The organism is Streptomyces sp. XY431, from assembly GCF_001279805.1.
Taxonomy (GTDB): Bacteria; Actinomycetota; Actinomycetes; order Streptomycetales; family Streptomycetaceae; genus Kitasatospora; species Kitasatospora purpeofusca.
The window spans coordinates 1-20228 of sequence record NZ_LGDO01000478.1 but is presented as its reverse complement, the minus strand read 5'-3'; the positions used below and the strand labels follow the sequence as shown (position 1 = coordinate 20228).

The window sequence follows — 20228 nt, the reverse complement described above, 5'->3', positions numbered from 1 at the left end:
ACCGTTGAATACAAGGAACCACCATGCGCCTTCGCAACTCCCTGGTCGCCGCCGCCGGGGCCCTGCTGATCACCCTTGCCGTACCGAACTCCGCCCACGCCGCCACCGGTGACTTCCTCTACAAGGTCGGCCCCGGAGTCCCGGCCGGGATCGCCGACCCCGAGAGCCGCCAGTGCATCAACCTGTTCGGTGCCACCGAGGACCACCCGGCCTTCGCGCCGGAGAACTTCACCACCTCCACGGCCACGGTCTTCCTCGACTTCAACTGCGACGGCGACACCTACTACGTCATGAACCCGGGCAAGAAGCTCGGCAACCGTCTGAAGCTCCGCTCGGTGATCTTCAGCTGACCGACCCGCCCCACCCCTCGGCCCGCCCACCCCCGGCGGGCCGAGGGCTCCAGCACGGACCCTGGCACCCACCCCTCCCGACCCGTACAACTCCCGGCAGTACGGGTCACGGTGGGTCCGCATGCAAGGAAGCTGTTCATTGACGGTTGTTCGGTAGCGGCCGGACCGGGGAGGTGGGGGATGCCGAGGGGGTAATTCGCTTGACCTGGGGTGTTGGGGCGGATGCACTGTGGCTGGGCGCGCCGCGGGAGGTGGTGCGGACGAACCGGGGAGGCCGCAGTACCGATGGAGATTCGTGCCACGACCGAGCAGGACCGCGAGGCGTTCGTCGCCACCATGCACTCGGCGTTCGGGCTGTTCCCCGGCACCACCACCGAGGACGGCGGCGGGGCCTGGTGGTCGGCGTTCGAGCTGGACCGGGGGCTGGTCGCCGTGGCGGACGACGGGCGGCCCGTCGGTACCGCCGCCGCTTACACCTTCGAGCTCACCCTGCCCGGGGGCGCCGTCGTCCCGGTCTCCGGAGTCACCGCCGTCGGCGTCGCGCCCACGCACCGGCGTCGGGGTGCGCTGACCGCGATGATGCGGCGCCAGCTCGCGGACGTCCGGGAGCGCGGCGAGTTCCTCTCGGTGCTGCTGGCCTCGGAGGCCGTGATCTACCGCCGCTTCGGCTACGGGCCGGCGACCTGGACCAACCGGCTGACCGTGCCGCGCCGGCGGGCCGACCTCATCACCCCGAGGACGGGCGGCGAGGACACCGGCACGGTCGAGCTGCTGCGGAGCGACGACTGCCAGGAGATCCTGGAGGACGTCTACGACCGCTACCGCCGCGCCCAGCCCGGGGCCCTCTCCCGCCCGCACCGCTGGTGGGCCCTGCGGGCCGGTCAGCCCCCCATCTCCCCGGCACCGCGCTACGTCGTGCTGCACCGCGACGCCGCCGGCGTCCCGGACGGCTATGCCAGCTACGCGCTGGGCGACCTCGACCGCGTGAGCAAGACGAGCGTCCTGACCGTGGACGAGGTCATCGCCGTCGACGACGAGGTGTTCACGACGCTGGCCCGGACCGTACTCGGCCACGACCTGATCGGCCAGGTCGTGTTCAAGCACGTCCCGGCCTGGCACCCGCTGCGGTGGCAGCTGGAGGACATCCGCAGCGGCGAGACCGGCGTCGAGGAGGACTGGCTCTGGGTGCGGCTGCTGGACGTGCCGCGCGCCCTGGCCGCACGCGGCTGGATCGCGGACGGGGAGCTGGTGCTCGACGTCGACGATGTCTTCCTGGGCGAGCGCAACCGCTACCTGCTGACCGTCCGGGACGGCAAGGCGGAGTGCGAGGCGACCGATCGGGAGCCGGACCTGAGCCTGGGCGTGTCCGACCTGGGCTCGATCTACCTCGGCGGCACCACCCCGAGCACCCTGGTCCGCGCCGGCCGCATCCAGGCCCACCGGGCGGGCGCGGCGGCTGCGGCCGACACCCTCTTCCGGACGGAGCAGCCTCCGCACTGCCTGCACTGGTTCTGATCGGGGGGCGAGGAACGCCGACCGCCCGCCGCTCCGCAGTCGGAGCGGCGGGCCGTCAGGTGGGGCTCAACCCTGCTGGGCCGTCTCCGCCCGCACCCACTCCAGGTATGCGGCGCTGCCCGCCACCACCGGCACGGCGACCACCTCGGGGGTTTCGTAGTCGTGCCGTTCGCCGATGAACTCCACCAGGACGTCCGCCAGTTCGGCGCGCGTCTTGAAGTCGGTCCGCCACTCGGCCGCGTCCTGGACCTCGCCGTCCCACCAGTACACGGACTGGATCCGGTACACCTGCGCGCACGCCGCGAGCCGCGCCCGGACGACGTCCGCCGCCAGGGTGCGGGCCTTCGCCTCCTCGTCGTGGGTGGTGGTCACCACGAGAAGCTCACTGTCGTTCATTGCCATGAGGGGAGAGCCTAACCACGGAGCGGTGCGCCGGGGGGCACCGGAGCCTCGCACTCGATAGGCTTCTCGACCGAGATATCCCTTCTTCACGACGCGACGACGGGGTGAACGCGATGCCTCTTGAGGGCGAGTACGGGCCGAGTCCGGCGCAGTGGATCCGTGACCAGGTCGAGCTGTACGAGAGTTCGGGCGGCACCCAGGGAACGACGCTCTGGGACACCGGCCTGCCGGTCGTCATCGTCACGATGCGCGGCGCGAAGAGCGGCAAGATCCGCAAGATCCCGGTGATGCGCGTGGAGCACGAGGGGCGGTACGCGGCCGTGGCCTCGAAGGGCGGCTTCCCGGAGCACCCGGTCTGGTACTTCAACCTCAAGTCCGACCCGCACGTGGAGCTCCAGGACGGGCCCGTGCGCCAGGAAATGACGGCCCGCGAGGTCACCGGGGACGAGAAGGCCGAGTGGTGGGCGCGCGCGGTTGCCGCGTACCCGGCGTACGCCGAGTACCAGGAGAAGACCGACCGCGTGATTCCGGTCTTCGTGCTGGAGCCCGGGCGCGGGTAGGGCCCGGGGCCGGCTCACCCCAGGCGGCGCGCTTCGAGGAGGTAGGTGAAGGGGGTCGGCTGCTTGGCCGGGCGGGCGAAGCCCGCCGCCGCTCCCGAGATCGCGACGAGCGCCCCCACGGGATCGGCCTGGTGCAGGGTCCAGGCGGCGCCCGCGCCCGCCAGGGCCAGGGACGCAAGTGGGCGGCCCCAGCCGCGACGGGCCCGGCGGAGCGCGGAAGCCCGGTCGGCGAGCGACTCGGAGCGGTCGAGCAACAGCCGCTCACGCTCGGCGGGGTGGCTGGTTCCTTCGAGCTCGCGGACGAAGGCCCGCAGCTCACGGGCGTACGTCTTGTAGTCGTCGCCGTGTTCGCGGCGGAAGTCGAGGATCTCGTCGAGCGGAACCGAAGAGAGGTCGACGCCCACGTCCTCCAGGTCGCGGTGCAGAGTGAAGGCGGCCGCGCCGTCCGAGGCCGGCAGATCGCCCACCAGGTGGAGCCGTCGGTCGAGGACGCGCCGCTGTGCGACGAGGGCCAAGGCCATGAGGGCGGCGCCGCGGGCCTCCGGCGGCATCTCGACCATGTCCGGGCCCAGGTCCGGGCGTCGCCGGGTCACCGCGCCCGTCTGCAGGAGTTCGTCGATCCGCGGGGCCCGCACTTCGACGGGGCCGAAGTGGCCGCCGGTGATCGAGCCGCCGAACTCGCCCGCTCGCGGGGATCGCACGCTGTGAGGGGGCTCGTGGACCGCGTTCTGCCGGGTTTCCTGGGCGGCCTCCTGGACGAGCAGCGCGCTGTCCGCGTCGAGCCAGCTGTCGGGCTCCAGGTTGTGCAGCAGCCCGGCGGCGTACAGGGGGCCGGCGAGCCGCGCCTCGCGGGCGACCGTCGTCTCGAAGTGGTGCTCGGGCAGCAGTAGCGCGAAGCCGTCGAAGTAGAGCAGCAGGCTCTTCATCCGCCCCACGGAGGCGTCGTCCCAGATCCAGCCCGGGTAGTAGTGCGCCAGCTCCAGCGGTGCGCCCTCGGTGCTCATCCGCCCAGTCTGGCAGCGGGCCGTGATCGGGCGGAGGCGATCGGTGGATTTGCCCGCGCCGATCCGAACGACAGAGTCCGCGTACGGCGGTAACCTACTCACTTACCCAGCGGGGGATGTGCCCAAGCCGTCCTGAAGTCGCCATTTCTGACACGCACCTGACGAGACGTCAGCCATGTGCGTTCGAGGGAGTACCTATGTCCCGGAGCCGCAAGCTCCACCGTCTCAGCAATCCCGACGCCAACGAGCGCCGCGCCCAGCGGATGCTGTTCCGGCACCTCCGCGACGACACCAACGCGAACCGCGGCCGGATGGCGCGGCGGGTGCGCGAGCTCCAACTCCTGCTGGAGATGGACCCGATCGAGTTCGAGCAGCTGATAGCCCGGCTGATGGAGTCGATGGGCATGAAGGTCGAGCTGACCGCCCGGTCGAAGGACGGCGGGGTGGACGTGCGCGGCATCGACAGCGACCCGTTCCGGGGCGGGAACGTGATCGTGCAGGTCAAGCGCTACCGGGACACGGTGACCCCGTCGGTCGTGCGGGACCTCTTCGGCACGCTCCAGCACGACCGCGCGGCCACCAAGGCGGTGCTCGTCACCACCAGCAAGTTCGGGCCCAGCTCGCACCAGTTCGTCTCCGGCAAGCCGATCACGCTGATCAATGGCTCCGAGCTGGTCGGCCTGCTCAAGCACCACGGCTTCCACGAGATGTTCGCGCCTGCCTACGCGAGTGCCGTGGACGATCCGGCCGGCGGGTCGGCCGCGGGTGCGCCCGCGATCGAGGTGGCGGCCGAGCCCGCGCGGCTCCTGCTGCACTGGACGGGGGAGGAGGAGTACGACATCGCCGCCCTGGTCTGCCAGGGCAATCGCGCGCTCTCCGACGACCACCTCGTCTTCTACAACAACGCCTCCACGCCGGACGGTTCGGTCCGCCTCGTCACCGGCTACGACGACGCCAACGCCTGCCTGATGGTCGACTTCGAGGCACTGCCCGCCGAGGCCGACCGGCTGGTCGTCATCGCCGCCGCCGACACCGAGAACCACCCCTCGGCCACCATGGCCGGGTTCGCCGGACCGGCGCTGATCCTTGAAGCGGGCGCCGACCAGGACGCGGCCGTCGTCCACCTCGCGGACGGGGCGGAGACCAACATCGCCATGCGCCTCGGCCGCTTCGACCGCGACGCCGCCGGGGACTGGGACTTCACCCCGGCGCTGGCGGGCTACCCGGGCGGCCTGCGGCAGGCGGTCGTGGCGTACGGCCTGGAGGTCACGGACGAGGAAGCGGTGGCCGCGGGGTAGTGGCCGTGGCGGCGCCCGCCGCGCAGGAAGTCGGGCGGATCGACCTCCTGCGCGGCGGGCATCGGAACGATCGTGCGTGACCCGGTCGTTCGAACAGGCATGACGGTGGTGGTGGCAGTGGTCATGGCGGCGGCGGTCCTGGTGACCGGGCTGGTCGCCCTGGCGGCGGTGGTGAGCAACCGCCGCAACGGCGGGCCGGAGGCCGGATCGGGATCCTCCGGCGGGCTCGGCATGTCGGTGTTCGAGGAGCTGCACGCCCTCTTCCACGCGGGCAAGCGCGTCCAGATCGAGCAGCGCCAGGCGCGGCTCGTCCTGCGCGACGACGACCACGCGACCGCCCCGCCCGGCCACGGCATCGACCTGGACGCGGGCACCGCGGTGGTGATCCGCAAGCGGGAGCGGGCGGAGGGGGAGTAGGGCGGCGGCCCGTCGGGCGGTCGCGCTCGGCACTGACGTCCGGCGCCGTGCTCCGGCTCTGCTCGCAGGGGCGAAAGAACTTTCGGCGGGGCTGTCACATCCGCCGGGGGCGGTGGGTCAGTGGAGTGTTCGAGCATGTGCGGCGGCGCCGGTCGGAGCCGGTCCTCCCCGCCGCAGGCTTCCTTCACACGAGATCCGGGGTACCTGTCATGTCTGTCGCCCACGTCGTCCTCGCCGTTGTCAGTGCTCTGTGGGTCGGGTTCTCGGGTGTCTCGCTCGCGCGGCGGGCGGAGTTCGTGACCCAGCCGCTGGTGGAGTACGGGGTGCCGCGCTCGTGGTGGGGCCCGCTGGCGCTGGCGAAGCTGGCGGGCGCGGCCGGTCTGCTGGTCGGCCTCGTGGTTCCGGCTCTCGGCGTCGCGGCCGCTGTCGGCCTGATCCTGTACTTCTTCGGCGCGGTGATCACCTGCCTGCGGGCCCGCTCGTACAAGACCGTGCCTTTTCCGCTCCTCTACCTCGTCCCGGTGGCGGTGACCCTGGGTCTGGGCCTCGCGGCCTGACCGGGCGGGTGCGGAAGGCGTCGCGGTCGGACGCAACCGGTGGCCGTTCGGCGCAGCCACTGGTGCGGGCCGGTCACCAGGCCGCCTCGCGGTAGTCCTTGAGGAAGACGCCGGAGACCGGCGAGCCCGCCTCGCCGCGGACGACGGGGTCGTAGACGCGGGCGGCGCCGTCGACGATGTCGAGCGGGGTGCGGAAGCCGGTGGCGGCGATCCGGGCCTTCCTGGGGGCCGGGTTCTCGTCGGTGATCCAGCCGGTGTCCACGGCGCACATGTGCACGCCCCGGGTGGCGAGTTCCTCCGCGCTGGTGCGGGTGAGCATGTTGAGCGCGGCCTTGGCCATATTGGTGTGCGGGTGGCCGGCGGTCTTGTTGCGGACGGCGAACCGGCCCTCCACCGCCGTCACGTTGACGATGTAGCGGCGCGGGTGCGGGGAGGCGAGCAGCAGCGGCAGCAGCCGGTCGCAGAGCAGGGCCGGGGCGAGCGCGTTGACGAGCTGGACCTCCAGCACCTCGGTGGGGTCGAGCGAACCGAGGCGTGCGGACCAGGAGTTGGTGTCCGCGAGGTCCGGCAGCAGGCCGGCTTCGTCGGCCCCGAGCGGGACCGGGACCGGGAGCGGTGAGGGTGGCGGGGCCAGGGCGGTCGTCGGCCGGAAGCCGGGCGCATGCGTGACGGTCGCGGCGTCGCCCGCGGGCAGGGCGGACCGCTCGCCGGCGGTCAGCAGCGCGTAGGACTCGGGCGGGCGGCGCAGGGTCTGCGCGGCGTTGTTGACCAGGATGTCCAACGGCCGCTCTTCGGCGCGCAGTTGCTCGGTGAGGCCGAGGACCTGTCGCGGGTCGCGCAGGTCGATGCCGATGACGGTGAGCCGGTCCCACCAGGCGGCGCTGCCCTCGGCGGCTCGGAAGCGGCGCACGGTGTCGTGCGGGAAGCGGCTGGTGACGAGCAGCTCGGCGCCGTCGCGCAGCATCATCAGGGCCAGCTGGAAGCCGATCTTCACCCGGCCGCCGGTGAGCAGCGCTCGGCGGCCCCGGAGATCGGTGGAGAGCGCGCGGCGGGCGGTGTTGTCGGCCGCGCAGGGGCGGCAGAGCATGTGGTAGAACGCGTCCACCTCGCGGTAGCGCTGCTTGCAGACGTAGCAGCGGCGGCCGCCGCGGAGTTCGCCGAGCGGCGCGGAGCGGACGGGCGCGGGGGCGAGCGGGGCGTCCTCGCGGCGGTCGGGGGCACCGGTGGCGGTGGCGGCGAGCAACTCGGCGTCGGCGGCCAGGATCTTGGCGCGCTCCTCCTGGCGGCGCTGCTTGCGGCTCTCGCGGTGGAAGGAGCTGAGCTGTCGCTCGGCGTGCAGCCGGGTGCGGTCGCCGGTGGGCAGTGCGCGCAGGCGGCCGAGGGTGCGGCTGAACGCGGCCAGCTCCTCGGGGGTGATGTCCTCGCTCGTGGCGCCCGTGTCGTCCCGGACTGTCATGTCCGCCCCCTCGTATGCCTGTTCACCTGCGTCGGAACCGCTCGCGGGCGGCTCCGGTGATGGGGGGACTGTAGTGGACCGTTCGCGAACGCGCGCTCGAATAACGCCGAGCCGGCGGCCCCTGGGGTGGGGCCGCCGGCGCGGGTGCGGGTGGGGCTGTTCGGCAGGGGCTGCTCAGCCGGTGTACTGGGCGAAGATCTTGGCGAACTCGTAGGGCTGCTGCGGGATGTTGGTGCACTTGAAAAGGCCGCCGGTGCAGGCGTTGGCGTCCCGGGTGGCGTCCCAGAAGGCCAGTTCGCCGAGGTGGTGCTGGCGGGCGAAGGCGACCAGCTGCTGGGCGTCGGCCTGGTTGTAGACCTGGTGGTCGTCGTTCTCGCCGATCATCGGGGTGACGCCGACCGCCGACCACAGCTGGGCGTCGCTCTTGGCCGGGTACAGGGCCTTGAGCTGGCCGTACAGGGACTGTGCGGCCTGGACGGCGGCATCGCCGTAGTCCGCGCCGGAGCGGTAGTAGTCCATCGCCATGATGTTGACGAGGTCGACGTCCACGCCCGCGTCGCGGGCCGAGCGGACGATGGCGACGCCCTCGGTGGTGAGGCCCTCCGGGAGGACCGGCAGGGTGAAGGAGACCTTCAGCCCCGGGTTGGCCTTCTGCAGCTTGGCGAGTGCGGCGGAGCGGCGCTCGTTGGCGGCGGTGTCGGCGATCGCGGCGCCCTCGATGTCGAAGTCCACGTAGCGCAGGTTGTAGGCCTTCACGACGGCGTCGTACTCGGCGAACAGCGAGTCGACGGTGGTGCAGGCCGCGGCGAGTTCGGAACCGCTGGCGCCGCCGAAGGAGAGCTTGACGTCGCCGCCGGCCGCGCGCAGCGCGTCGATCTGGTCCTTGGCCCAGCCGGTGCGCGGGTCGTAGGCGTTGAACCAGCTGGCCTTGCAGCCGACGGCGGTGACGAAGCCCATGGTGAAGGCCTTGAGGTTGCCGGACTTGGCCATCGCGGGCAGCGAGGGGGTCGGCCAGGCGCCCATGTCGATGTACGGGGCCACCGGGAGCGCGACGTTGGGCGCGGGGGTGGTGGGCGGCGTGCTCGTGGGCGGGGTGGTGGTCGGGGGCGTCGTGGTCGGCGGGGTTGTGGTGGGCGGCGGGGTGCTCGGATTGCCGCCGGGGCCGGACAGGGTGACGTCGTCGGCGAGGTAGCCGCCCTGGCCGTACCAGCCGTGCAGGTAGACGTTGACGCTGGTGGTGGCCGCGCCGGTGGTGAAGGTGGCGGTCAGCTGCTGCCAGCCGCTGCCGCCGGGGGTCCAGACGGCCGGATCGGTGACCCCGCTGCCGGTCGCGCCGAGGTACACGTACTGGCCCTTGACCCAGGCGCTCAGCGTGTAGGTGGTGTTGGGCTTCACGGCGACGCTCTGGCCGCACTGGGCGGTGTCGGAGCTGCCGACGGCGCCGTTCAGCGCGTAGGAGCCGCCGTGCGCACCGGAGTCGACCACACTTCCGGTGGTGCCGGAACAGCTCCACGGGCCGAGCGAGCCGCTCTCGAACCCGGGGTTGGCGAGCAGGTTGCCGTCGGCGGCGCCGGCGTTCCCGGCGACCGTGGCCAGGCCGCCGCCGGCGAGGACGACGGCGGCGGTGAGGCCGAGCAGCTTGGTGCGGACCGCAGGGCGGCGGTGCCGGGCAGGGGTGTCGTGGGGCGCGCGTGGCATGGGGGTGCCTCTCGGGAACGAGGCCTGCCACCGGCCTCGCGCGGTGGGGAGGGGGCGCGGGGGCGGGTGACGGCGGAAGGTGGTCCGGGTGGGGGAGGTGCGCGGTGCTGAGGACCAAGCTGGACTAGACCACCTGGGCACGTCAAGAACCTTCGGGGCATCAAAGCAGCCTCCCGGCATGCCTTACGCGGACGTTAAGGTTCCGGCGGAAGGATGCGGGCGGATGCCGGGCGCGGCTCGCTCGCTCGCTCGGTCGGCCCGAGGACGGGGAGGGTTCGTGCTGCTGACACTGACCGGTGGTGCGGGGGCGGGAAAGACGACGCTGGCCGGGGCGCTCGTGGCGGCCGCGGCGGAGGGGCCGGTCCGGGTCCTGCACGGCGACGACTACTGGTACGCCGAACCGGGGCGGGGCGTGTGGGCGCCCGACGAGAACGGGACGCCCCGGCTGGACGTCGGCGATCCGCGCTCGATCGACGGTGAGCGGCTGGACGCCGACCTCGGGACCGCGCTCGCCGCCGCCCCGGTCGTGGTCGTCGAGGGCCTCTTCGCCCGCCGGGTGGCCTCGCCGCGCTCCCGGCCCCGCCTGGACGTCTTCGTGGACGTGGCGGCGGACCTCCGGCTGGCCCGCAAGATCGAACGCAAGTGCGTCGCGGGCGACTTCCCGCTCGCGGTGCTGCTGCGGAACTACGTCGAGCACCGGCGGGATGCCCATGAGCGCCACATCGAGCCGCTGCGGGCCGACTGCGGCCTGACCGTCGACGGCACCCTGGCGCCGGAGGTGCTGGCTCGGCGGATCTGGACGGCAGCCGCCGCCGAGGCGCTCGCGCGGCGGGGTTGAGGTGCGGCGCCGCCCGGCCGGGGATCCCGGCCGGGCGGCGGTCGTGCCTGTAGTGCCTAGTGCCTTTTGGCCTAGCGGCAGTTGGTGGAGCTGTTGTAGTCGGCGTTGACGAAGCCGCGGGTGTAGGCGGTGTCGAAGAAGTAGCGGCCCGTGTACTTGTCACGGCCGATGTACTTCGAGTGGTACTGGATGCTGAAGCCGTTGTCGGTCGACATCAGGTTCTGGCTGGCCCGGCCGAAGGTCTTCGGCCCGACGACGCCGTCGGCCTCGGAGGCTCCGAGGTAGCGGGCCTGCCAGGCCTTGGTGGCGGCCTGGGTCTTCGGGCCGAACTGGCAGTCGACGTCGGACTCGGCGAGGTAGCCGTCCAGCCAGAGGACCATCTGCCACAGGCCGGCCGCACCGCTGCGCGAGTGCTGGGTGGTGGAGATCAGGCCCTCGTCCGCCCAGTCGGTGTGGTAGTCGCCCCAGCTGGTGTTGACGTAGCCGACCGAGGTGCTGGCCTGGGCGCCCGTGGCGCTGGTGGCGATGGCGCCGACTGCCAGGGCCACCGCGGCGAAGGCGCGGGCGCCGTGGCGGGCGGTGCGCGTGATGGTGTTGCTCATGATTTCTGTTCCCCCGTGTGACTTTCGTGGTTCGTGTGGTTCGTGCGCCGTAGCAAACCGGGAGAGTACAGGCTGTTCGCGTTCTGCGCTGTGTCCTACGCCACTTGACGGGGTGTCGGGAAGATCGGGGCGAGTCCGGCCGGCGGCAGCTTGACCTTGAGTGCACTCCAAGGGGCAGGCTGGTGCCCGTTGATCCGACCGCACGTCGGCGCCACGGGGCCGGCACCAGTGAGGAGTACGTCATGCGCAACGCCACGCTCGGCAGCGAGGGCCCCGAGGTCGGGGTCGTCGGCCTCGGCTGCATGGGGATGACCTGGGCCTACGACGTCCACAACCGGGACGACGAGACCTCGGTCCGGGTGATCCGGCAGGCGCTCGACCTCGGGGTCACGCTGATCGACACCTCCGACATCTACGGCCCGTACAGCAACGAGGAGGTGGTCGGCACCGCCCTGGCCGGTCCGTACCGGGAGCGGGCGGTGCTCGCCACCAAGGTCGGCCTGGTGCCGGGCACCGGTGAGGAGCGGGTGCTGCGCAACGGCCGGCCCGAGCACATCCGGCGGGCGATCGACGACAGCCTGCACCGGCTCGGCACCGACCACGTCGACCTGTACCAGCTGCACCGGGTCGACCCTGAGGTGCCGATCGAGGAGTCCTGGGGCGCGCTCGCCGAGGTGGTGGCGGCCGGCAAGGCGCGCCGGATCGGGCTGTCCGAGGTGGGCGTCGAGGAGATCGAGCGCGCCCGGGCCGTCCACCCGGTGGCCTCGGTGCAGAACGAACTGTCGCTGTGGACCAGGGACTCGCTGGCCGAGGTGCTGCCGTACACCGAGGAGCACGGGATCGCGTTCCTGCCGTTCTCGCCGCTCGGCCGGGGCTTCCTGACCGGCGGCATCGCCTCCTTCGACGAGCTGCCGGCTGACGACTTCCGCCGCCAGCTGCCGCGTTTCCAGCAGGACGCGCTGAAGGCGAACCTGGCGCTGGTGGAGCGGGTGCGGGAGGTCGCGGCGCGGGTCGGCGCGACGCCCGCGCAGGTGGCGCTCGCCTGGGTGGTCGCGCAGGGGCGGTACGTGCTGCCGATCCCGGGCACCAAGACGCCCAAGTACCTGGTGGAGAACGCGGCGGCGGCCGAGCTGGTGCTGTCGCCGGCGGACCTCGCCGAGCTGGACGCGCTGCCGGCGCCGTCGGGCGAGCGGTACTGAGCGGGACGGTACTGGGCGGGAGGGTACTGGGCGGGACGGTACTGAGCGGGGCACGACTGGGTGAGAGCTACGGAGTGGGACGGCGCTCCTGGACCCAGATCTGCTTGCGCCCGGTCTCGCCCGGCGCCCGCACCGGTGCGTCGACCTCGCGGTCGAGGCGGAAGCCGAGCCGTCGGGCGACCGCGGCGCTGGCGGTGTTCGCCGGGTCGCAGTGGATCTCGACCCGGTGGACGCCGGGCAGGGCGAAGGCCGCCGCGGTGAGGGCCCGGGCGGCGGTGGTGGCGATGCCCCGGCCGACGTGGTCGGTGCCGACCCAGTAGCCGATCTCCAGCGCGCCCGGGCCGATCCGGCGGTGCAGGCCGAACGAGCCGATCACCCGGCCGGGTTCGGCGTCCAGGCCGACCAGGTAGATGAAGTCGGTGCCGGCGTCCCAGGCGGCCGCGCCGGCCTCGGTCAGCTCGGCGGTGCGGGCGACGGTGGGGGCCTCGGCGGCCCACTCCAGCCAGGGGCGCAGGTGGTCCAGGTTGGCCCGGACGGCGGCGTTGAGGGCGAGGCTCTGGGCGGGGGAGCGGCGGCGCAGGGTGATCCCCGAGTCCCCGGCCGGGCGCAGCAGCTCGGGCGGCCGGCCGGGGGTGGGCGTGCTGGGGGTGGATGTGCCGAGGGCGGGCGTGCTGAGGGCGGGCGCGCCGGACGCGGGCACGGATGGGGGAAGGGAGCCGGACGCGCCCCCGCACGGCGGTGGCATGACGTGATTCATGACAGCGATTATGTCGACGTCCTGTACCTGTCACCACCGCCCGGCGCCGCTTACCCGGACCGTCCGGGGGCGCGTCAGAGGCGGATCAGCACCTCGTCGAGCTCCTTGCGCCGCAGGTCCGGTACGCGCGCCCCCTCCGCGGGGTACCCCACCGGGATGACGTACGCGGCCCGTTCCTCCTGCGGTCGTTCGCACACCTCGTTGAGGAACTTCATCGGGCTCGGCGTGTGGGTGAGCGTGGCCAGCCCCGCCTGGTGCAGCGTGGCCAGCAGCAGGCCGACCGCGATGCCCACCGACTCCTTGGTGTAGTACGGGCGCGGCGAGTGCGGGCCCTTGTGCACCTCGAAGACCACGATCACGGCCGGGGCGTCCTCCAGGAAGGGCTTCTCCCAGTCGGTGCCGATCGGCGCCAGCGCGGCCAGCCACTCCTCGGAGGCCCGGTGCGCGTAGAACTCGCGCTCCTCGGCCTCGGCGGCCTCCCGCAGCCGGCGCTTGCGGTCCGGATCGGTGATCACCACGAAGCGCCAGGGCTGGACGTGCGCGCCGCTCGGCGCGGTGTTGGCGGTGCGGACCGCCCACTCGACCACACCGTCCGGGAGCGGCCGGGTCGAGTAGTCGCGGACGGTCCGGCGCTGCGCCATCACGTCGTGGAAGGACCTGCTGCGTGCCTCCGCCTCGTGGGCGGGCACGGTCATGGGGGTGAGCGGGACACTCGGGTAGGGCGTTCCCGCCACCGCGCTGTCGAGCGCTGTGCTGTCAACCATGGGCGACAGCACAGCACATGACGGCGGGCCGGGGAAGAGGTCTGGACCTCCTCCCCGGCCCGCAATGCCCACGGGATCGGGGCTACAGCTCGGCGACCCGCCCGCCGCCGACCTCGATCCGCCGGTTCACCGCCACCGTGTCCAGCATCCGCCGGTCGTGCGTGACCAGCAGCAGCGTGCCGGTGTACGAGGCGAGCGCCGACTCCAACTGCTCGATGGCGGCCAGGTCCAGGTGGTTGGTGGGCTCGTCCAGCACCAGCAGGTTCACCCCGCGCGCCTGGAGCAGCGCGAGCGCCGCCCTGGTCCGCTCACCGGGGGAGAGGGTGTCCGCGGGACGCAGCACGTGCACCGCCTTCAGCCCGAACTTCGCCAGTAGGGTGCGGACCTCGTCCGGCGCGAGCTCCGGGACGGCGGCGGCGAACGCCTCCAGCAGCGGCTCCCCGCCGAGGAACAGCCCGCGCGCCTGGTCGACCTCGCCGACCACCACGCCGGAGCCCAGCACCGAGCTGCCGGAGTCGAGTTCGAGCCGGCCCAGCAGGGCGGCCAGCAGCGTGGACTTGCCCGCGCCGTTGGCACCGGTGATGGCGACCCGGTCCGCCCAGTCGATCTGCAGGTCCACCGGGCCGAGCGCGAAGTCGCCGCGCCGGGCGGTGGCCCCGCGCAGGGTGGCGACCACCGAGCCGGAGCGCGGCGCGGCGGCGATCTCCATCCGCAGCTCCCACTCCTTGCGGGGCTCGTCGACCACGTCCAGCCGCTCGATCATCCGCTGGGTCTGCCGGGCCTTGGCGGCCTGCTTCTCGGTGGACTCGGTGCGCATCGCGCGCCCGATCTTGTCGTTGTCGCTCGACTTGCGGCGGGCGTTGCGGACGCCGTTCTCCATCCAGCCGCGCTGCATCCGGGCCCGGGCCTCCAGGCCCGCCTTGGTGTCGGCGTACTCCTCGTAGTCCTCGCGGGCGTGCCGGCGGGCCGTCTCGCGCTCCTCCAGGTACGCGTCGTAGCCGCCGCCGTACAGGTTGACCTGCTGCTGGTGCAGGTCGAGCTCCAGCACCTTGGTGACGGTGCGGGCCAGGAACTCGCGGTCGTGGCTGATCACCACGGTGCCGGCGCGCAGGCCCTTGACGAAGGACTCCAGCCGCTCCAGGCCGTCCAGGTCGAGGTCGTTGGTGGGCTCGTCGAGCAGGAAGACGTCGTAGCGGGAGAGCAGCAGTGAGGCGAGGCCGGCCCGGGCCGCCTGGCCGCCCGAGAGCGCGGTCATCGGCAGGTCCAGGGAGATCTTGAGGCCGAGCGAGTCGGCGACCTCCTCGGCCCGGTCCTCCAGGTCGGCGCCGCCCAGCTCCAGCCAGCGGTCGAGGTTCTCCGCGTAGGCGTCGTCGGCACCGGGCACGCCGTCCACCAGGCCCTGGGTGGCCTCGTCCAGCGCGGCCTGTGCGGCGGACACACCGGTGCGGCGGGCCAGGAAGTCGCGGACCGACTCGTCGGCGCGGCGCTCCGGCTCCTGCGGGAGGTGGCCGACGTTGGCGGAGGAGGGGCTGAGCCGCCGCGAACCGCCTTCGGGGGTGTCCAGGCCGGCCAGCAGGCGCAGCAGGGTCGACTTGCCGGCCCCGTTCACGCCGACCAGGCCGATCACGTCGCCGGGGGCGACGACCAGGTCCAGGCCGGAGAAGAGGGTGCGCTCGCCGTGGCCGGCGGCGAGGTCCTTGACGACGAGTGTGGCGCTCATGATGTCGTCGATTCTAGGCGGGCCGGGGAGTGGGCGGGGCGCGGGCAGGGGCGCGGGCAGGGGCGCGGACCGGGCCGGCCGGGAAGCGGGCCGGGCGGGTGCGGTCGGAAGTGCCGTCGCAAACGCCGCCGGGGGCGGCGGCACACGGGGTGCCACCGCCCCCGGCGGGGGAGTTCAGCGGGTGACCGGGGTCACTTGCTCTTCTTGGAGAAGTACTCCAGCGCGTGCTGGGCGACGTCGTCCAGGTACGGGCCGGCCTCCCAGGTGTTGTCGGAGCCGCCGATGGAGGTGTCCGACACCAGCACCTGCTTGCCGTCCTTGGTGGTGAACCAGCCGCCGCCGCTGTCGCCGCCGCTGCCGTTGCAGCCGGTCATCAGCATGGTCGGGCGGGACGCGTCCATCGAGCGGCGGGCCGGCTTGCCGGCCTCGCAGTGCTCCAGTTCCATGCCGTCGAACGGCTTGGCGGCCGGGTAGCCGTAGGTGCTGACCGAGGCGATCTGCTCACGCGGGGCGTTGAACCAGACCGGCACGGAGCCGCCGACGACCTCCTCCAGGGACTTGGCGCTGCCGTCCGGGTTGGCGACCTTGAGGATGCCGAAGTCGTACTGGCTCCACGGGCCGCCGTTCTCCGGGTCGGCCTCGGCCGTCCACTGCGGGGAGACCATGCCGGAGACGGCGCCCCACTCGCCGTACGGCTCGGCGTCGGCCAGCGTGCCCTGCTTGCCGGCGCTCACCGCGCCGCTGCTGTTGAAGGCCGGGGCGAAGGTGATGTTGGTGTGGTACTTGCCGCCCTTGCCGCCGTGCAGGCAGTGGCTGGCGGTCCAGACGAGGTTGCTCTTCCCCGGGTTGGCGGGGTCGGAGACGACCGTGCCGGAGCAGACGTAGTCCTGCTTGCCGTCCTGGAAGAACAGCTTGCCGTTGACGTGGGCCGGCTTGGCGAACGGGTGCGGGAGGGGCTTCATCTCGACCAGCTTCGGCTGCGGGTCGTTCTGGCTGCCGCCGCCGTTGCCACCGGTACCGCCACCGGTACCGCCGCTGCCGCCCGGCTGGGTGGGGGCGGCGCTGGTGGGCTGGGCCGCCGTCGGCTGCGCGGTGGGCTGCGCCGGCGGCTGGGTGGTCGGCTGGGCCGGCGCCGCGGTGGTCGGCTGCGCGGTGGGCTGGCTGCCCGGGCCCGGCTTGTAGGGCTTGGCCTTGAGGATCTTCTGCAGGTCCCAGAAGCCCTTCACGGCCGGGGAGACGACGTTCTGCTGGGCCCACTTGTCCCAGTCGTCGAAGTTCCACTTCTTCAGCTCGTCGGCCGTCGGCAGCTTGATCGGCGGCAGACCGCCCGGCTTGTCGGTGGCGCCCGCGGTGGCCGCGGCGGTCGTCCCGCCGGTCGGGGCGGCGGCCGGGTCGTTGTTGTCCGGGCCGCACGCGGTCGCGACGACCATCGTCAGAGCGACGACGGAGGCGCCCAGCGCGGCACGCGTCGCCCGGGATATCGATGACATGATGTTCGGTTCCCCCTGTGAATGCACGCCACGGATGTGAGTGACCGCCACCGGCCCTGCGGCGGACGGGCCGCGGGTGTGGCGGGAGTGGCAGGGGAGGAGTCTGCCATGTGCGGCGGACGGCTTCCGGCCGTCGGCCGTTCCGGGGCGGGGCTGTCACCGGATCGGCACGCGATCGGCACCGAAATAACCGGTTGCACACTACCGGGAGCCTCCGTAGCGTGATCCTTGCCACCCGCCAGAACAGGAGAAGGCCGTTGCTCTACTGAGGTCCCGAGACACCGCCCCCGCCGCGCCGCAGCGTCTTCGCTGCCCTGCCGCAGCCCCAGTGCTGCCCGCGCGGTCCGTGGGTGTGCGAGTGCCCGACCTCAGTGGTGAGCCGGCCCGGCGTCCCCCGTCGCTCTGACGACCCGAGCCCCGTCCCGGCCCCCTTCCCGGTCCCGCCCGCACCCGCGGTGTCTCCCCGTGTCGTCCCACGACCACGTCCGGTGACCGGCCGCGTCCGGCAGACCCTCGGGAGGCCTCCATGGCACAACCCACCACCTCGCTCCTCTGTACCGACCTCTCCTTCGACTGGCCGGACGGCAGGCCCGTCCTCGACGGCTTCCACCTCGCCGTCGGCCCCGGCCGCACCGGGCTGATCGGGCTCAACGGCGCGGGCAAGTCCACCCTGCTCCGCCTGCTCACGGGCGAACTCACGCCCACCTCCGGCACCGTGAAGGTGGCCGGCGAGCTCGGCTACCTCCCGCAGGGGCTCACCCTGGACACCGGCCTGCGGGTCGACGAGGCGCTCGGCGTCCGGGCCGCGCGGGAGGCCCTGCACGCCGTCGAGGCCGGATCCACCGACCAGCGCCACTTCGACGCGATCGGCGACGACTGGGACGTCGAGGAGCGCGCCCGCGCCCTGCTCGACCGGCTCGGCCTGCGCCGGCTCGGCCTCGACCGCACCACCGGCGAACTCTCCGGCGGCGAGGCCGTGCTGCTGCGGCTGGCCGCCCTGCTGCTGCGCCGCCCCGACGTCCTGCTGCTCGACGAGCCGACCAACAACCTCGACCGGGCCGCCCGCGAGCGGCTCTACGAGACGGTGGCCGGCTGGGGCGGGGTGATGGTGATCGTCAGCCACGACCGCGAGCTGCTCCAGCACGTCGACCAGATCGCCGAGCTGAGGGAGGGACAGGTCACCTGGTACGGGGGCAACTTCGTCGAGTACGAGCGCACCGTCGCCGCCCAGCAGGAGACCGCCGAGCGGCTGCTGCGCCATGCCGAGGCCGATGTCCAGCGCCAGAAAAGGGACTTGGTCGATGCCAGGACGCGGCTGGAGCGCAGCGCCAGCTACGGGAAGAAGCGCTCGGTCACCCGCAACGATCCGCACATCTTCGCCGGCAAGCTCAAACGCCAGGGCCAGGAGACCGCCGGCCGCCTCCAGGGCATGCACACCGAGCGACTGGAGGAGGCCAGGCGCAAGCTCACCGCGGCCGAGGAGGCCGTGCGGGACGACGCCGAGATCCGGATCGACCTGCCCCGCACCGCCGTCCCGGCCGGGCGCACCGTGCTCACCCTGGAGCGGGTGCGGCTGCCGCACGGCATCACGGCGGAGCTCGACCTGCGCGGGCCCGAGCGGATCGCCCTGGTCGGCCGCAACGGCGCGGGCAAGACCACTCTGCTGCGCACCATCGCCGGTGAACTCGCCCCGCTCTCCGGGGTGATCACCGCCCCGGTGTCGCTGCGGCACCTGCCGCAGCGGCTGGACCTGCTGGACGACAAGCTGACCGTCGCGGGCAACGTCAAGCTGTTCGCGCCGAACGCGGGGGACAACGCGATCCGGGCCCGGCTGGCCCGGTTCCTGTTCCGCGGCGGGCGGGCCGACCAGCCGGCCGGCACGCTCTCCGGCGGCGAGCGCTTCCGGGCCACCCTGGCGGCGCTGCTGCTGGCCGACCCGCCGCCGCAGCTGTTGCTGCTCGACGAGCCGACCAACAACCTCGACCTGGCCAGCGTGCGCCAGCTCACCCAGGCGCTCGCCGCCTACCAGGGCGCGCTGGTCGTGGCCAGCCACGACCTGCCGTTCCTGCGCGGTCTCGGCATCACCCGCTGGCTGGAGCTGGACGGCGAGTTGAGGACGGTGGATCCGATGTGACGGTCAGCGGGGGCCGGCCCCCGCGGCGGCGGTGCTGACGGCGGCTCCGGTCGCTCCGGCGGCTTCGACGGCGCCGTCGGCGTCGGCCGCCCCGGTGCTTCCGGCGACGAGGAGCCTGCGGGCCTCGGTCAGGGCGGAGTCGCGGCCCTGGCTCAGCTCCTCCGGGGTGAACACCGGGGTGCGGACGTTCGGCGGGATGCCCGGTCCGTCGAAGGTGCTGCCGGAGCGGGTGAGGAACTTCTCGTTCGGCAGGACGGCCACGAAATCGGCCGAGACCGGCTTGAACATGATGTCGGAGAACACGCCCTGGGTGTTCTCGCCGATCCGCACGGGTGCCGGCCGCCGCTCCGCCATCGCCTGGGTGAAGGTCTCGCCCGCGCTGACCGTCGAGCCGGCGGTCAGCAGGGCGACCGGTCCGGTGTACCGGGTCGTGCCGACGGCCGGGCGGACCACGCTCGGCTGGGGCCGGGTGAACCGGCTCGGGTCGGCCGGGTCGTTGCGGGCCACCTTGCGGTAGGCCAGGAAGGGCCGGTCGGTGAGCCGGGAGGCGATCCGCAGCCCCAGCTCGTCCGAGCCGCCGCCGTTCAGCCGCAGGTCGACCACCACGCCGTTCAGTCGCTCGGGGTGCGCCAGCAGGAGGTCCAGCGCCTTGTCCAGCTCGGCGGCGTGGTCCTGGTAGGGGCCGTCCTCGACATAGCCGTCGAAGGCGCTGACCCGCAGGTAGCCGATGCCGCGCGGGAGTTCGCCGACCCCGAGCAGGCCCCGGCCGAAGGACTGCTCGGGGCCGAGGAGCTGGGCCGCGACCGCTCGGGCCGCCTGCTCCCGGACTTCGTCGGTGGGCTCCGCGGTGCCCGGGCGCAGCCCGCCGAAGACGCCGTCGTACCCACCGTCGGGGCGCTTGCGGCCCAGCGCGGTGTGCGCGTCGCCGAGCGGTTCCAGCAGGCCCACGAGGATCTTCTGCAGGTCGTCGGGGCTGGTCTGCGGGGTGATGCCCGCCCGTGCCTGCGCGCCCTTCGCGTGCCAGTCGATGCCCTTGGTGGCGAAGAAGGGGTAGTTCTCCTCGAAGGTCGCCCAGAACCGGTCGAAGGTCGCGAGCGCGTCCTGCGGGGCGGGCTGCCGGCACTGGGCCGGGAGGCCACCGGGCAGCCGGGTGAGGTCCCTGGCGGAGGCGGCGCCGTCCTCCTTGTACACGGCCCGGTCGTGACCCCGGGGCGTGACCGAGGACGAGGCGTACGCCTTTCCGGCTTGGCCGTACCGGACGGTGCCGTCGCGTCCGGGCACACCGACCTGTGTGCCGGAGTAGAAGCCCGGGGTGCAGCTGATCCGGGTCACGTCGTAGGTGGTGAAGGCCGTTCCGTGGATCTCGACGACGATGCCGTAACCGTCCGTCTGCCAGACGCCCTCCAGCCGGTTGACGCCCGGCCGCCGCGCGTCGCCGTCCCCGTCCGGTGCGGCGCCGACGGCGCC

The 20228-nt window shown here is 73.0% G+C and carries 19 protein-coding genes; 9 read left to right on the top strand and 10 right to left on the bottom strand.

The genetic code is table 11. The features are described from left to right. The first annotated feature begins 23 nt into the window (after positions 1 to 23). Both ADK60_RS30700 and ADK60_RS30695 read left to right on the top strand, forming a co-directional pair. Positions 24 to 350, top strand: coding sequence for a hypothetical protein (locus ADK60_RS30700; RefSeq protein ID WP_045943984.1), 327 nt, complete (start codon positions 24 to 26; stop codon positions 348 to 350). Between the two features lie 285 nt (positions 351 to 635). Then, positions 636 to 1865, top strand: a complete 1230-nt coding sequence (locus tag ADK60_RS30695) for a GNAT family N-acetyltransferase (protein WP_053650292.1) — start codon at positions 636 to 638, stop codon at positions 1863 to 1865. 66 nt (positions 1866 to 1931) lie between these two features. Here ADK60_RS30695 and cutA read toward each other — a convergent pair whose 3' ends face one another. Next, entirely contained in the window at positions 1932 to 2261 is a 330-nt protein-coding gene (gene cutA, locus ADK60_RS30690) for a divalent-cation tolerance protein CutA (RefSeq protein ID WP_079008816.1), read from the bottom strand. A 119-nt stretch (positions 2262 to 2380) separates the two neighbouring features. Here cutA and ADK60_RS30685 point away from each other — a divergent pair, with 119 nt between their 5' ends. Then, entirely contained in the window at positions 2381 to 2827 is a 447-nt protein-coding gene (locus ADK60_RS30685; RefSeq protein ID WP_053650308.1) for a nitroreductase family deazaflavin-dependent oxidoreductase, read from the top strand. A gap of 14 nt (positions 2828 to 2841) precedes the next feature. Here ADK60_RS30685 and ADK60_RS30680 read toward each other — a convergent pair whose 3' ends face one another. Next, on the bottom strand, positions 2842 to 3831 hold the full coding sequence (locus tag ADK60_RS30680; protein WP_053650290.1) for a hypothetical protein: 990 nt from the start codon (positions 3829 to 3831) through the stop codon (positions 2842 to 2844). Positions 3832 to 4028: 197 nt separating this feature from the next. On the opposite strand from ADK60_RS30680, the gene ADK60_RS30675 reads away from it, so the two are divergent. The 3 genes from ADK60_RS30675 to ADK60_RS30665 all read left to right on the top strand — a co-directional run bounded on the left by ADK60_RS30675 (position 4029) and on the right by ADK60_RS30665 (position 6103). After that, the gene (locus tag ADK60_RS30675; protein WP_053650289.1) at positions 4029 to 5129 is read left to right on the top strand and encodes a restriction endonuclease; all 1101 of its coding nucleotides are present in this window, start codon (positions 4029 to 4031) and stop codon (positions 5127 to 5129) included. A 72-nt stretch (positions 5130 to 5201) separates the two neighbouring features. Next, entirely contained in the window at positions 5202 to 5546 is a 345-nt protein-coding gene (locus tag ADK60_RS30670; RefSeq protein ID WP_159400661.1) for a DUF6191 domain-containing protein, read from the top strand. A 209-nt stretch (positions 5547 to 5755) separates the two neighbouring features. After that, positions 5756 to 6103, top strand: a complete 348-nt coding sequence (locus ADK60_RS30665; protein ID WP_053650286.1) for a DoxX family protein — start codon at positions 5756 to 5758, stop codon at positions 6101 to 6103. Positions 6104 to 6176: 73 nt separating this feature from the next. Here the strand turns inward: ADK60_RS30665 and ADK60_RS30660 are convergent, their stop codons facing one another. After that, entirely contained in the window at positions 6177 to 7559 is a 1383-nt protein-coding gene (locus ADK60_RS30660; protein ID WP_053650284.1) for an SDR family NAD(P)-dependent oxidoreductase, read from the bottom strand. A 174-nt stretch (positions 7560 to 7733) separates the two neighbouring features. Next, complete coding sequence (locus ADK60_RS41245; RefSeq protein ID WP_063783305.1) at positions 7734 to 9257, bottom strand: carbohydrate binding domain-containing protein; 1524 nt, start codon at positions 9255 to 9257, stop codon at positions 7734 to 7736. A gap of 277 nt (positions 9258 to 9534) precedes the next feature. Here ADK60_RS41245 and ADK60_RS30650 point away from each other — a divergent pair, with 277 nt between their 5' ends. Beyond that, entirely contained in the window at positions 9535 to 10095 is a 561-nt protein-coding gene (locus tag ADK60_RS30650) for a hypothetical protein (RefSeq protein WP_053650282.1), read from the top strand. A 71-nt stretch (positions 10096 to 10166) separates the two neighbouring features. Here the strand turns inward: ADK60_RS30650 and ADK60_RS30645 are convergent, their stop codons facing one another. Beyond that, positions 10167 to 10697 (bottom strand): peptidoglycan-binding domain-containing protein, encoded by a 531-nt coding sequence (locus ADK60_RS30645; RefSeq protein ID WP_053650280.1) that lies wholly within the window; start codon positions 10695 to 10697, stop codon positions 10167 to 10169. Positions 10698 to 10939: 242 nt separating this feature from the next. Here ADK60_RS30645 and ADK60_RS30640 point away from each other — a divergent pair, with 242 nt between their 5' ends. After that, a complete protein-coding gene (locus ADK60_RS30640) occupies positions 10940 to 11896 on the top strand; it encodes an aldo/keto reductase (RefSeq protein ID WP_053650278.1) in 957 nt (318 codons plus the stop codon). Positions 11897 to 11963: 67 nt separating this feature from the next. Here the strand turns inward: ADK60_RS30640 and ADK60_RS47880 are convergent, their stop codons facing one another. From ADK60_RS47880 to ADK60_RS44005, 4 genes are all read right to left on the bottom strand, one after another. Continuing rightward, positions 11964 to 12653, bottom strand: a complete 690-nt coding sequence (locus ADK60_RS47880) for a GNAT family N-acetyltransferase (RefSeq protein WP_107094755.1) — start codon at positions 12651 to 12653, stop codon at positions 11964 to 11966. Between the two features lie 74 nt (positions 12654 to 12727). Beyond that, positions 12728 to 13417, bottom strand: coding sequence for a nitroreductase family protein (locus ADK60_RS30630; protein ID WP_045942100.1), 690 nt, complete (start codon positions 13415 to 13417; stop codon positions 12728 to 12730). An 82-nt stretch (positions 13418 to 13499) separates the two neighbouring features. After that, positions 13500 to 15137, bottom strand: coding sequence for an ABC-F family ATP-binding cassette domain-containing protein (locus ADK60_RS30625; protein ID WP_053650275.1), 1638 nt, complete (start codon positions 15135 to 15137; stop codon positions 13500 to 13502). Positions 15138 to 15328: 191 nt separating this feature from the next. Continuing rightward, positions 15329 to 16627 carry a hypothetical protein gene (locus ADK60_RS44005; protein WP_053650273.1) on the bottom strand — a complete coding sequence of 433 codons (1299 nt, stop codon included), beginning with the start codon at positions 16625 to 16627 and terminating at the stop codon, positions 15329 to 15331. Between the two features lie 526 nt (positions 16628 to 17153). Here ADK60_RS44005 and ADK60_RS30615 point away from each other — a divergent pair. Next, the gene (locus ADK60_RS30615) at positions 17154 to 18761 is read left to right on the top strand and encodes an ABC-F family ATP-binding cassette domain-containing protein (protein ID WP_053650271.1); all 1608 of its coding nucleotides are present in this window, start codon (positions 17154 to 17156) and stop codon (positions 18759 to 18761) included. Positions 18762 to 18764: 3 nt separating this feature from the next. Here ADK60_RS30615 and ADK60_RS30610 read toward each other — a convergent pair. Beyond that, a partial coding sequence (locus ADK60_RS30610) for a S41 family peptidase (RefSeq protein ID WP_053650268.1) occupies positions 18765 to 20228 on the bottom strand: 1464 nt, incomplete at its 5' end.

Coding starts and splice junctions, on each gene's coding strand:
- ADK60_RS30660 (WP_053650284.1), bottom strand. CDS start 7,559: ATGACAGTCCGGGACGACACGGGCGCCACGAGCGAGGACATCACCCCC.
- ADK60_RS30645 (WP_053650280.1), bottom strand. CDS start 10,697: ATGAGCAACACCATCACGCGCACCGCCCGCCACGGCGCCCGCGCCTTC.
- ADK60_RS44005 (WP_053650273.1), bottom strand. CDS start 16,627: ATGTCATCGATATCCCGGGCGACGCGTGCCGCGCTGGGCGCCTCCGTC.
- ADK60_RS30640 (WP_053650278.1), top strand. CDS start 10,940: ATGCGCAACGCCACGCTCGGCAGCGAGGGCCCCGAGGTCGGGGTCGTC.
- ADK60_RS30630 (WP_045942100.1), bottom strand. CDS start 13,417: ATGGTTGACAGCACAGCGCTCGACAGCGCGGTGGCGGGAACGCCCTAC.
- ADK60_RS30680 (WP_053650290.1), bottom strand. CDS start 3,831: ATGAGCACCGAGGGCGCACCGCTGGAGCTGGCGCACTACTACCCGGGC.
- ADK60_RS30625 (WP_053650275.1), bottom strand. CDS start 15,137: ATGAGCGCCACACTCGTCGTCAAGGACCTCGCCGCCGGCCACGGCGAG.
- ADK60_RS30700 (WP_045943984.1), top strand. CDS start 24: ATGCGCCTTCGCAACTCCCTGGTCGCCGCCGCCGGGGCCCTGCTGATC.
- ADK60_RS30615 (WP_053650271.1), top strand. CDS start 17,154: ATGGCACAACCCACCACCTCGCTCCTCTGTACCGACCTCTCCTTCGAC.
- ADK60_RS30665 (WP_053650286.1), top strand. CDS start 5,756: ATGTCTGTCGCCCACGTCGTCCTCGCCGTTGTCAGTGCTCTGTGGGTC.
- ADK60_RS41245 (WP_063783305.1), bottom strand. CDS start 9,257: ATGCCACGCGCGCCCCACGACACCCCTGCCCGGCACCGCCGCCCTGCG.
- ADK60_RS30685 (WP_053650308.1), top strand. CDS start 2,381: ATGCCTCTTGAGGGCGAGTACGGGCCGAGTCCGGCGCAGTGGATCCGT.
- cutA (WP_079008816.1), bottom strand. CDS start 2,261: ATGAACGACAGTGAGCTTCTCGTGGTGACCACCACCCACGACGAGGAG.
- ADK60_RS30675 (WP_053650289.1), top strand. CDS start 4,029: ATGTCCCGGAGCCGCAAGCTCCACCGTCTCAGCAATCCCGACGCCAAC.
- ADK60_RS47880 (WP_107094755.1), bottom strand. CDS start 12,653: ATGAATCACGTCATGCCACCGCCGTGCGGGGGCGCGTCCGGCTCCCTT.
- ADK60_RS30695 (WP_053650292.1), top strand. CDS start 636: ATGGAGATTCGTGCCACGACCGAGCAGGACCGCGAGGCGTTCGTCGCC.